This is a genomic window from Terrabacter sp. BE26 (assembly GCF_041941675.1).
GTDB lineage: Bacteria > Actinomycetota > Actinomycetes > Actinomycetales > Dermatophilaceae > Terrabacter.
In genome coordinates this window covers 3,120,747-3,135,140 of sequence record NZ_CP090122.1, presented here as the reverse complement: position 1 = coordinate 3,135,140, position 14,394 = coordinate 3,120,747, and the positions used below count along the sequence as shown (strand labels likewise).

At 71.0% G+C, this 14,394-nt stretch carries 13 protein-coding genes; 9 read left to right on the top strand and 4 right to left on the bottom strand.

What is annotated here, in order from left to right:
- Window positions 1-46 precede the first annotated feature (46 nt).
- The 3 genes from LQK93_RS14390 to LQK93_RS14380 are packed head-to-tail and all read left to right on the top strand — an operon-like array spanning window position 47 to window position 3,712.
- Window positions 47-973, top strand: coding sequence for an ABC transporter ATP-binding protein (locus LQK93_RS14390; RefSeq protein ID WP_374968464.1), 927 nt, complete (start codon window positions 47-49; stop codon window positions 971-973).
- Window positions 970-2,577, top strand: a complete 1,608-nt coding sequence (locus tag LQK93_RS14385; protein ID WP_374968463.1) for an ABC transporter permease — start codon at window positions 970-972, stop codon at window positions 2,575-2,577. The genes LQK93_RS14390 and LQK93_RS14385 overlap by 4 nt, the downstream gene beginning before the upstream one ends.
- A gap of 46 nt (window positions 2,578-2,623) precedes the next feature.
- The gene (locus LQK93_RS14380) at window positions 2,624-3,712 is read left to right on the top strand and encodes a mannose-1-phosphate guanylyltransferase (protein WP_374968462.1); all 1,089 of its coding nucleotides are present in this window, start codon (window positions 2,624-2,626) and stop codon (window positions 3,710-3,712) included.
- A gap of 51 nt (window positions 3,713-3,763) precedes the next feature.
- Here the strand turns inward: LQK93_RS14380 and LQK93_RS14375 are convergent, their stop codons facing one another.
- Entirely contained in the window at window positions 3,764-4,360 is a 597-nt protein-coding gene (locus LQK93_RS14375) for a dTDP-4-dehydrorhamnose 3,5-epimerase family protein (RefSeq protein ID WP_374968461.1), read from the bottom strand.
- Window positions 4,360-5,238, bottom strand: coding sequence for a glucose-1-phosphate thymidylyltransferase RfbA (gene rfbA, locus LQK93_RS14370; protein ID WP_374968460.1), 879 nt, complete (start codon window positions 5,236-5,238; stop codon window positions 4,360-4,362). The genes LQK93_RS14375 and rfbA overlap by 1 nt, the downstream gene beginning before the upstream one ends.
- 79 nt (window positions 5,239-5,317) lie before the next feature.
- Between rfbA and rfbB the strand changes: the two genes are divergently transcribed.
- Together rfbB and rfbD are read left to right on the top strand one after the other, a co-directional pair.
- A complete protein-coding gene (gene rfbB, locus LQK93_RS14365; RefSeq protein WP_374968459.1) occupies window positions 5,318-6,337 on the top strand; it encodes a dTDP-glucose 4,6-dehydratase in 1,020 nt (339 codons plus the stop codon).
- Window positions 6,334-7,218 (top strand): dTDP-4-dehydrorhamnose reductase, encoded by an 885-nt coding sequence (gene rfbD / locus LQK93_RS14360; protein ID WP_374968458.1) that lies wholly within the window; start codon window positions 6,334-6,336, stop codon window positions 7,216-7,218. The genes rfbB and rfbD overlap by 4 nt, the downstream gene beginning before the upstream one ends.
- Here the strand turns inward: rfbD and LQK93_RS14355 are convergent, their stop codons facing one another.
- Entirely contained in the window at window positions 7,219-8,205 is a 987-nt protein-coding gene (locus tag LQK93_RS14355) for an SDR family NAD(P)-dependent oxidoreductase (protein WP_374968457.1), read from the bottom strand.
- A 98-nt stretch (window positions 8,206-8,303) separates the two neighbouring features.
- Between LQK93_RS14355 and LQK93_RS14350 the strand changes: the two genes are divergently transcribed.
- The 4 genes from LQK93_RS14350 to LQK93_RS14335 all read left to right on the top strand — a co-directional run bounded on the left by LQK93_RS14350 (window position 8,304) and on the right by LQK93_RS14335 (window position 13,100).
- A complete protein-coding gene (locus tag LQK93_RS14350) occupies window positions 8,304-9,473 on the top strand; it encodes a glycosyltransferase family 4 protein (protein ID WP_374968456.1) in 1,170 nt (389 codons plus the stop codon).
- A 121-nt stretch (window positions 9,474-9,594) separates the two neighbouring features.
- Window positions 9,595-10,317, top strand: a complete 723-nt coding sequence (locus LQK93_RS14345; RefSeq protein WP_374968455.1) for a succinate dehydrogenase cytochrome b subunit — start codon at window positions 9,595-9,597, stop codon at window positions 10,315-10,317.
- 3 nt (window positions 10,318-10,320) lie between these two features.
- Window positions 10,321-12,360 carry a fumarate reductase/succinate dehydrogenase flavoprotein subunit gene (locus tag LQK93_RS14340; protein WP_374968454.1) on the top strand — a complete coding sequence of 680 codons (2,040 nt, stop codon included), beginning with the start codon at window positions 10,321-10,323 and terminating at the stop codon, window positions 12,358-12,360.
- The gene (locus LQK93_RS14335) at window positions 12,357-13,100 is read left to right on the top strand and encodes a succinate dehydrogenase/fumarate reductase iron-sulfur subunit (RefSeq protein WP_374968453.1); all 744 of its coding nucleotides are present in this window, start codon (window positions 12,357-12,359) and stop codon (window positions 13,098-13,100) included. The genes LQK93_RS14340 and LQK93_RS14335 overlap by 4 nt, the downstream gene beginning before the upstream one ends.
- A gap of 87 nt (window positions 13,101-13,187) precedes the next feature.
- Here the strand turns inward: LQK93_RS14335 and LQK93_RS14330 are convergent, their stop codons facing one another.
- Window positions 13,188-14,354 (bottom strand): nucleotide sugar dehydrogenase, encoded by a 1,167-nt coding sequence (locus LQK93_RS14330; protein WP_374968452.1) that lies wholly within the window; start codon window positions 14,352-14,354, stop codon window positions 13,188-13,190.
- Window positions 14,355-14,394 lie beyond the last annotated feature (40 nt).

Below are 14,394 nucleotides of genomic sequence, written 5' to 3'. Positions count from 1 at the left end.
CGCTCATCTCATTCAGTAAATCGTGAATGTTGTGTATCGTCGAACCATGACCTCTGCAATCCAGGTCCAGGGTCTCCGCAAGAGGTTCGGCCGGACGGTCGCCCTCGACGGGCTGGACCTCGAGGTGGTGAGCGGCGAGATCCACGGCTTCCTCGGGCCGAACGGGGCCGGCAAGTCCACCACCCTGCGCATCCTGCTCGGGCTGCTGCGTTCCGACGGCGGCACCGCCACCCTCCTCGGCGGTGACCCGTGGCGTGACGTGGAGACGCTGCACCGTCGCCTCGCCTACGTGCCCGGTGACGTCGCCCTCTGGCCCAACCTGACCGGCGGGGAGGTCATCGACCTGCTCGCCAAGCTGCGCGGCGGCATCGACGAGCGCCGACGGGCCGACATGATCGCCCGCTTCGACCTCGACCCGACGAAGAAGGGCCGCTCCTACTCCAAGGGCAACCGGCAGAAGGTGGCACTCGTTGCAGCGCTCTGCTCCGACGTCGAGCTGCTGCTGCTCGACGAGCCGACGTCCGGGCTCGACCCCCTCATGGAGGCGGTCTTCAAGGACGCCGTGCGGGAGTTCCGGTCCGCGGGCGGCACGGTGCTGCTCTCGAGCCACATCCTCAGCGAGGTCGAGTCGGTCTGCGACCGGGTCAGCATCATCCGTGAGGGCCGCAACGTCGAGTCGGGCACCCTGGCGCAGCTGCGGCACCTCTCCCGCACGATGGTCGAGGCGACCCTGACGAGCCCCGTCCCACCGTCGGTGGTCGCCGGCATCCCGGGCGTCGGCGACGTCGTCGTGTCCGGCGCCAACGTGCGGTGCTCGGTCGAGAGCGGCCACCTCGGCGAGCTGCTCGAGCTGCTCGGGCGGCACGGCATCGAGTCGCTGACCAGTGCCCCGCCGACGCTGGAGGAGCTGTTCATGGAGCAGTACCGCCCCGCCGCGGGCACGAGCCAACGCGAGACTGCGAGCCCGCGATGAGCGCCATCACCGGCACCGGGCCGCTGCTGCGGCTGGCCTCACGGCGCGACCGGGTCCTCGTGCCCGCCAGCGTCCTCGGTCTCGTCGCGTTCACGGCCGGGTCGGCCAAGGCGACGATCGACCTCTATCCGAGCCTGGCCGGCGCCCTGGAGATCTTCGCCCCGCTGCTCCGCAACCCCGCCACGCTGGCGCTCTACGGTCCGGCGACGAGCCTGACCCTCGACTCGTTCGCGGTCTACAAGACGATCCTGCTCGGCGGCGTCTTCCTCTGCCTGCTCGCCTACATCGTGGTGCGCCGGCACACCCGCACCGAGGAGGAGGCCGGCCGGCTCGAGCTGCTCGGAGCCGGTGTGGTCCAGCGCCGGGCGCCGCTGACGGCCGCCGTGACCCTCGCAACCCTGGCGGTCCTGGCCACGGCCGTCCTCAGCGGGGCCTCGCTCGCCGGCCTGGGCCTGGAGAGCCGGGGGTCGGTCGCCTTCGCCGTCTCGTGGGTCGTCATGGGCCTGTCCTGGGTCGGCATCACGGCGGTCGCCGCCCAGCTGACCGAGACCACCCGCGGCACCGCGGCGATCTCCCTCGGGGCCCTGGGCGTCGCGTTCCTGCTCCGGGCCGTGGGCGACACCGCCGCGTCCGACAGCCCGGCGCGGTTCCTTCTCTGGCTCTCGCCGCTCGGCTGGGGGGAGCGGGTGTCTCCCTACGGCGCCAACGACTTCCGGCCCCTGTGGCTGGGCCTGGCGGCATACGCCCTGCTCGTCGGCGCGGCGTTCTGGCTGCAGGAGCGCCGTGACCTGGGCGCCGGCGTGCTGCCGGCGCGCGCCGGGACCGCGCGTGGCTCGCTCGGGTCCGTCTCGAGCCTGACGTTCCGGCTGGCTCGCGGCACCCTGATCGGCTGGACGGTCGCCGCCGTGGTGCTCGGCCTCGTCCTGGGCTCCATCGCGACGAACATCGAGTCGATCGACTCGTCCAGCGCGACCGGGGACATGCTGCGGGCGCTCGCACGAGCCCAGGGCAGCAACGCCTCGCTCGTCGACGTCTTCTTCGCGTCGGAGCTGCACATCGTGGCGTATGCCGTTGCGGCGCTGGGCATCTCGATCGTGACGCGGCTGCACACCGAGGAGGTGGCCATGCGGGCCGAGGCCCTGCTCGCCACCGGCGCCACCCGCACCCGGTGGGCGCTCTCCCACCTCGCGCTGGCCGTCGTGTCCACCACCGCGGTGATGGCGCTCGCCGGCCTGATGGCCGGGATCGGCGCGACCCGCGGCGCGACCGGCTCGAGCGAGGTCTCCGTCGGGGGGCTCGTCGAGGCGGCCCTCGTCACGGCGCCCGCGATCTGGGTGGCCGTAGCCGTGGCGATGCTGCTCGTCGGGGTGGCCCCTCGCCTGACCGGGCTGGCGTGGGCCTTCCTCATCGTCTTCCTCCTGCTCGGCGAGCTCGTCCCCGTCCTGGGCCTCCCGGACTGGATGACGAACCTGTCCCCCTTCGGCCACGTGCCCTCGCTGCCCGTGCAGTCGCTGACGGTGCTGCCACTCGTCCTGCTGACCGTGGTCGCAGCCGTCGTCGCCACGGCCGGGGTGGTGGCCCTGCGCCGCCGCGACATCGGCTGAGCCGGTCGGGCACGCGGACCCACGACCTGTCGATACGGTGTGCCCCATGACAGGCATAGCGGGTCTCTGGGCCGTGATCCCCGCCGGTGGGTCCGGCACCCGGCTCTGGCCCATCTCCCGCCGGCACTCCCCCAAGTTCTTGCACGACCTCACGGGCTCGGGGCAGTCGCTGCTGCGGGCGACGTGGGACCGGCTCCAGCCCCTCGTCGAGGACCGGATCCTCGTCGTCACGGGCGTCGCCCACGAGGAGGCGGTGCGCCGCCAGCTGCCGATGCTCGGCTACGACGCCGTCATCGGGGAGCCCTCGCCGCGGGACTCGATGCCGGCCATCGGACTGGCTGCCGCCATCCTCGAGCGCCGCGACCCCGAGGCAGTCCTGGGGTCCTTCGCGGCCGACCACGTCATCACCGAGCCCGAGAACTTCCGTCGCGCGGTGGCCGAGGCGGTCGTCCTCGCGCGCCGTGGCGAGCTCGTGACCATCGGCATCGAGCCGACCGAGCCGGCGACCGGTTTCGGCTACATCCGCCTCGGCGGCCGCCTCGACGTCGTGGGCGCGCCGAGCGCCCACCGAGTCGACGAGTTCGTCGAGAAGCCCGACCTGCAGACGGCAACTCGCTACGTCGAGTGTGGCGAATACCGCTGGAACGCAGGGATGTTCGTCGTCGGCGCCACGACCCTGCTCGAGCTGCTCGCACAGAACCACCCCGAGATGGTCGACCACCTGCGCATCATCGCCGGCGACCCGCTGCGCATGCGCGACCTGTGGCCGTCGCTGCAGAAGATCGCCATCGACCACGCCGTCGCGGAGCCGGCCGCTGCCGCCGGCCGGGTCGCCGTCGTGCCCGCCTCGCTCGGGTGGGACGACGTGGGCGACTTCGCCTCGGTGACACGGCTCGTCGGCGTATCGGACGACCTGCCCGGGATCACCGCGATCGGGCCTGCCGACGACATCATCAGCATCGACTCGACCGCCACCGTGGCCTCGAGCGGCCGGCTCGTCGCGCTCATCGGTGTCGAGGACCTCGTCGTCATCGACACGCAGGACGCCCTGCTCATCACGCGGCCCGAGCGGGCCCAGGAGGTCAAGCGCGTCGTCGAGGTGCTCACGGCTCAGGGCCGCATCGAGCTCACCTGAGCGGTCGGTCCGCCCGCGCCCGAGGGCGTATGCCGTGGGGTCAGTGACTGCTCACCGCTGAGTCGCGTGGAAGTCCAGGCACGCGGCATACGTGGGGAGCAGGCCCGACTTCTCGGCCTCGGCGAGCGTCGGCGCCGCGGCGTCCTTGGGCGACAGGAGCGGCTCGACGCCGTCCGGGAGGCGCAGCCCCACGGTGGGGTCGAGCGGGTGGATGCCGTGCTCGGCGGCCGGGTTGTAGGCGGCCGAGCAGAGGTAGTGCGCGGTGGTGCCGTCCTCGAGGGCGCAGAAGGCGTGCCCCAGGCCCTCGGAGAGGTAGACGGCTCGGCGGTCGACGCCGTCGAGCAGGACCGAGTCCCACTGCCCGAAGGTCGGCGAGCCGACCCGCAGGTCGACGACGTAGTCGATGAGCGCACCCGTCACCGCGGTGACGTACTTGGCCTGCCCGACCGGCACGTCCGCGAAGTGGATGCCGCGCACCGTGCCGCGCGAGGAGACGGACACGTTGGTCTGGACCACGTCGAGCCGGTGACCGACGACCTCGGCCAGGTGGTCGCCCCGGAACGACTCGAGGAAGACCCCGCGGTCGTCGGGGAACTGGCGCGGCGTGATCTCCCAGGCACCGGCGATCGACAGGGGGCGGATGTCCATCAGTGGTGTTCCCGTCCTTCGGCGATCAGGGAGTGCAGGTAGACGCCGTAGCCGCTCTTGAGCTGGTCCTCGGCGTGCTCCTTGAGCTGCTCGTCGGTGAGCCAGCCCTGTCGCCAGGCGACCTCCTCGACGCACCCGATCTTCTGGCCCTGCCGGGCCTCGACGACGTGGACGAACTGGCTGGCCTCGATGAGGCCCTCGAAGGTGCCGGTGTCGAACCAGGCTGTGCCGCGGGGCAGCACGCTGACGGTGAGGTCGCCGCGCCGCAGGTAGGCGTCGTTGACGGCCGTGATCTCGAGCTCGCCACGGGCGCTCGGCTCCAGGCCGCGGGCGATCTCGACGACGTCGTTGTCGTAGAAGTAGAGGCCCGGCACCGCGTAGCTCGACTTCGGCTTGTCTGGCTTCTCCTCGATGGACAGCACGCGCCCGTCGCCGTCGAACTCCACGACGCCGTAGGCCGTCGGGTCGGCGACGTGGTAGGCGAAGACGTGGCCTCCGGTGACCTGGGTGTTGTCCTGCAGGCGCGTGCCGAGGCCGGGACCGAAGAAGATGTTGTCGCCGAGCACGAGGGCCACGCTGTCGTCGCCGATGAAGTCGGCGCCGAGGAGGAAGGCCTGGGCCAGTCCGTCGGGGCTCTTCTGCACGGCATACGTGATCGTCATCCCCCACTGCGAACCGTCGCCGAGCAGCCGCTCGAACTGGTCGGCGTCCTGCGGGGTGGTGATGACCAGCACCTCGCGGATGCCGGCCATCATCAGGGTCGAGAGCGGGTAGTAGACCATCGGCTTGTCGTAGACCGGCATCAGCTGCTTGCTGATGCCGCGCGTGATCGGATGCAGCCTGCTCCCGGTGCCCCCGGCGAGAACAATTCCCCTCATAATCGTCCACCCTAGGGGACGCGCGGAGCCCGCCTCGCCCCTGCGCTGGGAGGACGCTGAGCGGCTAGGCTCCAGCCCCATGCGCCTTCTCGTCACCGGCGGAGCCGGATTCATCGGCTCCAACTTCGTCCTGCGGACCCGTGAGACGCGCCCGGACTGGTCGATCACGGTGCTCGACTCCCTGTCGTATGCCGCCAACCGGGCCTCGCTCGAGCCGGTCCTCGACGACGGGGCGGGTGTGGGCGACGCTCGCGTGCGTCTCGTGGTGGGCTCGGTGGCCGACGCGGCCGTCGTGGACCCGCTCGTGGCCGACTGTGACGTCGTGGTGCACTTCGCGGCCGAGTCGCACAACGACAACAGCCTCGACAGTCCTTGGCCGTTCGTGGAGAGCAACGTCGTCGGCACGTTCACGCTGCTCGAGGCGGTGCGCCGGCACGGCAAGCGGCTGCACCACATCTCGACCGACGAGGTCTACGGCGACCTCGAGCTGGACGACCCGCAGCGCTTCACCGAGGCCACCCCGGTCAACCCGTCGAGCCCCTACTCGGCGACGAAGGCCGGCGCCGACCTGCTCGTGCGCGCGTGGATCCGGTCGTTCGGCATCCAGGCCACCGTGTCGAACTGCTCGAACAACTATGGTCCGCGCCAGCACGTCGAGAAGTTCATCCCGCGCCAGATCACCAACATCCTGCAGGGCACCAAGCCCAAGCTCTACGGCTCCGGCCTCAACGTCCGCGACTGGATCCACGTCGACGACCACAACGACGCCGTTCTCGCGATCCTCGAGCAGGGCCGCCTGGGCGAGACCTACCTCATCGGCGCCGACGGCGAGCGCAACAACCTCGAGATCGTGCAGCTGCTCCTGGAGCTGACGGGCAAACCGTGCGACTGGTTCGAGCACGTCAACGACCGTCCGGGTCACGACCTGCGCTATGCCATCGACTCCACCAAGCTGCGCCGCGAGACCGACTGGCGCCCGCGCTACAGCGACATCCGCGCCGGCCTTGACGCGACCATCGCCTGGTATCGCGACAACGAGTCCTGGTGGCTGACCGCCAAGGACGACGCCGAGCGCACCTACGCGAGGCTGGGCCGGTGACCCTGCCCGAGGCCGCGCCGGCCACCGGGTCGCGCCGGGTTCTGGTCACCGGCGCCGGCGGCATGCTCGCGCGCGACCTCGTCCCGGCCCTGCGCCATGCCGGTCACGTCGTCACCGCGATGGACCGAGCCGACCTCGACGTCACCGATGCCTCCGAGTGCCTGGCGGGGGTCGAGGGGCACGACCTCGTCGTCAACTGCGCCGCGTGGACCGCGGTCGACGCGGCAGAGACCAACGAGGCGGCTGCCTTCGCGGTCAACGCGGTCGGCGCGGCCAACCTCGCCGCGGCTGCTCGGCGAGCCGGTGCGCGCATGGTGCAGGTCTCGACCGACTACGTCTTCGACGGCGCGGCGACCGAGCCGTATGCCGTCGACCACCCCATCGCGCCGCGCTCGGCCTACGGCCGCACCAAGGCGGCCGGCGAGTGGGCCGTGCGGGCCCTGTGCCCCGAGTCGTGGGTCGTGCGCACGGCCTGGCTCTACGGCGCGGGCGGCGGCAACTTCGTCGCAACCATGCTCCGCCTTTCCGGCGAGCGCGACACCCTCTCGGTGGTCGACGACCAGGTCGGGCAGCCCACCTGGACCGCCGATCTCGCAGACCTCATCGTGCGGCTGGTGGCCACCTCGGGCACCTACGGCGTCCACCACGGCAGCTCGTCCGGACGCACCACCTGGCGGGGACTGGCGCAGGCGGTCTTCGAGGAGCGCGGCCTGGACCCCGATCGGGTGCAACCGACCTCGACGGAGGCGCTGGCGCTGCCGGCCCCCCGACCGTCGTGGAGCGTCCTGTCGCACGACTCCCTCGAGCAAGCCGGCATCAAGCCCATCCGCGACTGGCGCGCAGCCCTCGCGGCCTACCTGGCAGACGGCCCGCCCGCCTGATCAGGCGCCCGACGGGAAGATCTCGTCGCGTGCAGGGACGCCGGTCTGCGCGCGGACGAAGGCCCAGAACCGCTCCACCTGCTCCGGCGTCTCGATGCCGACCGGCGCGTAGTGCGTCGGTCGCCGTCGCCGGTCGTGCCAGAAGCCGCCGGTGCCGATGGCGTCGGCGGTGGCGGTGAGCCAGACGGCGGTGTCGGCGCCGGCCTCTGCGTCCCGCAGCAGCCGTCTGGTGAGGGCGGCGAAGCGCGGGAGCGACTCGGTGACGCCCGGGGTGTCGGCCCAGCCGGGGTGCATCGAGTGCACCGTGATCCCGTCGGACGCGAGGTCGCGGGCCCACAGCCTCGTCAGGACCAGCTGCATGCGCTTGGTCCGGGCGTAGGCCGTGACGCCGAAGTAGTCGCCCACCGCGTACTCGGGGTCGTCGGCGGCGAGGCGCTGGCCGTAGGCGCCGCCCGACGTCACGACGACGACGCGTCCGCCGGCGAGCAAATCCCGCAGTCCGTAGGTGAGGACGTGCGGGCCGAGCACGTGGGTGGCCAGGGTCAGCTCGTGCCCCTCCGCGGTCGTCGTGCGTTTCGGCGGCAGGACGCCCGCGTTGTGCACGACGGCGTGCAGCGACGGCACCTCGGCCGCGAAGTCGCGGGCGAAGGAGGCGGTGGCCGCGAGGTCGCTGACGTCGGCCACGTGGACCCGGACGTGCGCGTGCGGCTGCTCCGAGAGCAGTGAGGAGCGGGCGCGCTCGAGCCGCCCGGCGTCGCGTCCGGTGAGATGGACGACGGCGCCTAGCCGGGCCAGGCCGCCCGCAGCAGCCAGCCCGAGCCCACCGCTCGCGCCGGTGACGAGGACGTGCCGACCGACCAGTGCGCCCACCGCCGGGTCGGCCGGCCACCAGGCACGCCGCAGCGCCGGCCCGAGCTTCGAGTAGCCGAGCACCACGGACTTGTCCATCATCCAGTCAAGCGCACCGGCCGCTTCGTTGAGCACCATGACGCAACCCTAGGCAGCCCCGCTCCTGACACCCGAACGTCACCCGAGACACCCTTGGACGTCGCCCGAACCACACGTGCGCCCGCGACCGTTGACGCGTGCGCGTCGCCATCGTCACAGAGTCGTTCCTGCCGAGCCTCAACGGTGTGACCACCAGCGTGTGCCGGGTGGTCGACCACCTACGGGCCCGCGGCGACGACGTCGTCGTGATCGCCCCGCAGGCTCGCGACGAGGTGCCGGAGACGTACGAGGGCGTGCCCGTGCACCGCATCACCTCCGTGCCCGTGCGTCGGTTCGACGTCGGGCTGCCGACCGCGGAGATCGAGTCGTTGCTCGAGGACTTCGCGGCCGACGTCGTGCACGTGGCGAGCCCGTTCCTCCTCGGCGCCCGCGGCCTGCGCGCTGCCGGCCGACTCGGCGTGCCGACCGTCGCCGTCTACCAGACCGACATGGCCGGCTACGTGCGCCAGCACACCCCGGGGCCTGCCGGCAACGCAGCGGCAGCCACGACGTGGCGGTGGATCAGGCGCATCCACTCGTGGGCCGACCTCACCCTCGCCCCGTCGAGCCGGTCGCTGGCAGCGCTTCGCCGGCACGGCATACCCCGCACCGCGCTGTGGGCTCGGGGCGTCGACGCCTCGCTCTTCAGCCCGGTGTGGCGCACCGACGCGCTGACGCGGGCGCTGCGCCGCGAGCTGGCTCCCGGTGGCGAGACGCTGATCGGCTACGTCGGTCGCCTCGCGCCCGAGAAGGAGCTCGACCGGCTCGTCGAGCTGGCGGAGCTGCCCGGCACCCGCCTCGTCGTCATCGGGGAGGGACCTTCGCGGGAGTCGGTGGGCCAGCTGCTGACCGAGGCGGTCGCCAGCTCCGGCCACCGGCCCAACCTCTCCCCCGTCTTCCTCGGCGCCCGCCAGGGGGACGACCTGGCCCGGGCGTATGCCGCCCTGGACGTCTTCGTCCACACCGGGACCCGCGAGACCTTCGGCCAGACGATCCAGGAAGCGGGCGCCTCGGGCCTGCCGGTGGTCGCCCCGCGGGCGGGCGGCCCGATCGACCTCGTCACCGACGGCGTCAACGGCTACCTCTTCGACCCGCGCCGACCCGGGTCCCTCCGCGAGCAGGTATGCCGGGTGCTGGCGTCGCCGGAGCACCGCGCGGCCCTGGGCCGCAAGGGTGTCGAGCGCGTCCGGCACCGCTCGTGGGGCCGGCTCGTCGGCGAGCTGGTGGGGCACTACGAGGGCGTCAGGACGGCCGGGCGCGCGGCCTGACGCCCCGCGGAACCTCCGCGGTGTCGAGGGGTGTCGAGGGTTGTTGTTGACATTGTCACAAGCGGCCCTCTACCAGTGGGTAGGAATTTGGGTGCGGAAACCGCAGGGATAAGGTGCGCAGGTGGCCACCAACACTCTCCCAGCGACGGGAAACAAGCGACCCGCGTCGGCACGCCGCACCACCGTGTTCATGAAGCTGCTCATGGCCCTCTCGGGTGTGCTCTTCGTGCTCTACGTGCTGCTGCACATGTACGGCAACCTCAAGATCTTCGGCGGCACGGCCGCGTTCGACGAGTACGCCCTGCACCTGCGCACCATCCTCATGCCGATCCTGCCGTTCGGCGGGCTGCTCTGGATCCTGCGCGTGCTGCTCGTGGTCGCGCTCGTCGTCCACGCGTACGCCGCCTTCTGGCTGTGGAGCCGCGCCAGCGGTGCCCGCACCACCCGCTACGTCGCCAAGCAGGCGGCCACGGCGACGCTGCGCAGCCGGGCCATGCGCTGGGGCGGCGTCGCCCTGCTGCTCTTCCTGGTGTGGCACCTGCTGCAGTTCACGATCCTCAAGTTCAACGTCGGCAGCCAGGCCGCCGGCGACAGCGCCGGCAAGCTCGTCGTCTCGAGCTTCCAGGTCTGGTGGGTCGTGCTCATCTACCTGCTCGCGCTCGTCGCGCTCGGCATGCACCTGTGGCACGGCGTCTGGAGCGCCGCGCAGACCCTGGGCTGGACCAGCAGCAAGCGGGCCCGGCGCGCCGCCCGGGCCACGGGCCTGGTCATCGCGCTGGTGACCGCCTTGGGCTTCGCGCTCCCGCCGCTCGCCATCCTCTTCGGAATCGTCAAGGGAAGCTGATCCATGACCGACACCCAGGCAGCCACCGCATCGACCCTGGCTCCCGAGGCTCCCACCGCGCCCACCGCCCCTGAGGCGCCCGGCGTCGTGCACGGCCTCTACACCGAGGGCGCGCCCCTCGCCGACACCAAGGCCCCGGCCGGCCCGATCGAGTCGCGCTGGGACAAGCGCAAGTTCGAGGCCGCGCTCGTCAACCCGGCCAACCGTCGTAAGCTCACGGTCATCATCGTCGGCACCGGGCTCGCCGGCGGGGCGGCCGCCGCGACGCTCGGCGAGGCGGGCTACCACGTGAAGTCCTTCTGCTACCAGGACTCCCCGCGCCGCGCCCACTCGATCGCCGCGCAGGGTGGCATCAACGCCGCCAAGAACTACAAGGAGGACGGCGACTCCGTCTACCGCCTCTTCTACGACACCGTGAAGGGCGGCGACTACCGCTCGCGCGAGTCGAACGTCTACCGCCTGGCCCAGGTCAGCACCAACATCATCGACCAGTGCGTCGCGCAGGGCGTGCCCTTCGCCCGCGAGTACGGCGGCCTGCTCGACAACCGCTCCTTCGGCGGCGTGCAGGTCTCCCGCACCTTCTACGCCCGCGGCCAGACGGGCCAGCAGCTGCTCATCGGTGCCTACCAGGCCCTCGAGCGCCAGGTCGCGGCCGGCACGGTCGAGACGTCCACCCGCCACGAGATGCTCGAGCTCGTCGTCGTCGACGGCAAGGCCCGCGGCATCATCGCCCGCAACCTCGTCACCGGCGAGGTCGAGACGCACCTCGCCGACGCGGTGGTGCTGGCGAGCGGCGGCTACGGCAACGTCTTCTTCCTGTCGACCAACGCGATGGGCAGCAACGTCACGGCCACCTGGCGCGCGCACCGCAAGGGCGCCTACTTCGCCAACCCGTGCTACACGCAGATCCACCCGACCTGCATCCCGGTCTCCGGCGAGCACCAGAGCAAGCTGACGCTGATGTCGGAGTCGCTGCGCAACGACGGCCGCATCTGGGTGCCGAAGCGCGCCGAGGACTGCGAGAAGGACCCGCGCGAGATCCCCGAGGAGGACCGCGACTACTACCTGGAGCGGATCTACCCCTCGTTTGGCAACCTCGTGCCCCGCGACATCGCGAGCCGCCAGGCCAAGAACGTCTGCGACGAGGGCCGCGGCGTCGGCCCGAAGGTCGGCGACTTCCGGCGCGGCGTCTACCTCGACTTCACCGACGCCCTGAAGCGCATGAGCGCCGAGGCCGTCGCCGAGAAGTACGGCAACCTGCTCGACATGTACCAGCGGATCACGGGTGAGAACCCCTACGAGGTGCCGATGCGCATCTACCCCGCGGTGCACTACACGATGGGCGGCCTGTGGGTCGACTACGACCTGCAGTCCACGATCCCGGGCCTGTTCGTCACGGGTGAGGCCAACTTCTCCGACCACGGCGCCAACCGCCTCGGCGCGAGCGCGCTGATGCAGGGCCTCGCGGACGGCTACTTCGTGCTGCCGAACACGATCCGTGACTACCTCGCGAAGGGCCCGTTCGAGAAGATCGACGAGTCCCACGCCGCCGTCGCGGAGGCCCGCGCCTCGGTCGACTCCCGCGTCGAGAAGCTGCTGTCGATCAACGGCGACCGCTCGGTCGACTCCTTCCACCGCGAGCTCGGCAACATCATGTGGGAGTACTGCGGCATGGAGCGCTCCGAGGAGGGGCTGCTCAAGGCGATCGACCTCATCCGGGGCCTGCGCGAGGAGTTCTGGCGCAACGTCCGGGTGCTCGGTGCCGCCGACACGCTCAACCAGAGCCTCGAGAAGGCCGGCCGCGTGGCCGACTTCCTCGAGCTCGGCGAGCTGATGTGCATCGACGCCCTCCACCGCCGCGAGTCCTGCGGCGGTCACTTCCGCACCGAGTCCCAGACCGAGGACGGTGAGGCGCTGCGTCACGACGACGAGTTCGCCTACGTCGCCGCGTGGGAGTGGAGCGGGCAGGACGGCACGCCGGTCCTGCACAAGGAAGACCTCGTCTACGAATTCGTCGAGCTGAAGCAGCGGAGCTACAAGTGAATCTGACTCTCAAGATCTGGCGCCAGGCCGGCCCCGGGGCCAAGGGCGACATGGTGACCTACCCGGTCACCGACATCTCCGAGGACATGTCGTTCCTCGAGATGCTCGACGTCCTCAACGAGCAGCTCATCTCGCGCGGCGAGGAGCCGATCGCCTTCGACTCCGACTGCCGCGAGGGCATCTGTGGCATGTGCGGCCTGATGATCTCGGGCCGGGCCCACGGCCCCGAGGTCACCACGACGTGCCAGCTGCACATGCGCAGCTTCAGCGACGGGGACGAGATCACCGTCGAGCCCTGGCGTGCCGACGCGTTCCCGGTCATCAAGGACCTCGTCGTGGACCGGACGGCCTTCGACCGGATCATCCAGGCCGGCGGCTTCATCAGCGTGAACACCGGCTCCGCCCCCGAGGCGCACTCGGTGCCGGTGCCCAAGCCGAAGGCCGACCGCGCCTTCATGGCGGCTGCGTGCATCGGCTGCGGCGCCTGCGTGGCGGCCTGCCCGAACGGCTCGGCGATGCTCTTCACGGGCGCCAAGCTGACGCACCTCGGCGAGCTCCCCCAGGGCCAGCCGGAGCGCGACTCACGCGTGGTCCGCATGCTCGACCAGCACGACCTCGAGGGCTTCGGCGGCTGCACCAACATCGGGGCCTGCTCCGACGCGTGCCCCAAGGAGATCCCGCTCGACGTGATCAGCCAGCTCAACCGGGACCTGCGCACCGCCCTGATGCACGGCGAGTGACGCCGCGGCCGCGAGGCACAGCACCGAAAGAGGAACCCGCACTGGTCTCCCAGGGCGGGTTCCTCTGTTGTATGCCGGGTGCGCGGGTCAGTCGCGGCCGTAGATGTCGCGGGTGTAGACCTTGTCGCGCACGGTCTCGAGCTCGTCGGCGTGCCGGTTGGCGACGATGACGTCGGCCACCGACCTGAACTCGTCGAGGTCCCGGATGACCCGCGAGTGGTAGAACTCGTCGTCGTCGAGGGACGGCTCGTAGACGACGACCTCGATGCCCTTGGCCTTGATCCGCTTCATGATCCCCTGGATGCTCGAGGACCGGAAGTTGTCGGAGCCGGACTTCATGACGAGCCGGTACATGCCGACGACCTTCGGCTCGCGCCCCAGGATGTCGTTCGCGATGAAGTCCTTGCGGGTGGTGTTGGACTCGACGATGGCGTGGATGAGGTTCTGCGGCACCTGGTCGTAGTTGGCGAGCAGCTGCCGGGTGTCCTTGGGCAGGCAGTAGCCGCCGTAGCCGAACGACGGGTTGTTGTAGTGCGAGCCGATGCGCGGGTCGAGCCCGACCCCCTCGATGATGGAGCGCGTGTCGAGGCCGTGGGTCGCCGCATATGTGTCGAGCTCGTTGAAGTAGGCGACCCGCATCGCGAGGTAGGTGTTGGCGAAGAGCTTGATCGCCTCCGCCTCGGTGGCGTCGGTGAAGAGGACGGGCACGTCACGGTCCTCGGCGCCCTCGAGCAGGAGCGCGGCGAACTCCTTGGCCTCCGCCCCGGTGTCGCCGATGACGATGCGGCTCGGGTGCAGGTTGTCCCACAGAGCCCGTCCCTCCCGGAGGAACTCCGGGGAGAAGAGGATGCGCAGATCGGGGTGCGCCTGCCGCACGCGCACGGTGAAGCCGACCGGGATCGTGGACTTGATGATGACCGTCGACTGCGGCGCGTGCCGCGACACGTCCTCGATGACCTGCTCGACCGACGTGGTGTTGAAGTGCATCGTGTCGGGGTCGTAGTCGGTGGGGGTGGCGATGACGACGAAGGACGTGCCGGCATACGCGTCGTGCTGGTCGGTCGTGGCCCGGAGGTCCAGCCCTCCGCGCTCGAGGAACGCCTCGAGGTCTGCGTCGATGATCGGCGACCGGCCGGCGTTGACGAGCTCCGCTCGGGCAGCATCCACCTCGAGGGCGACGACCTCGTTGTGCTGGGCGAGGATGGCGGCGTTGGACAGGCCCACGTACCCGAGGCCCACGACAGTGATCTTCACACCGTCACCCTAGCGGCGCGTCCCATCCCGGCGTTTCGGA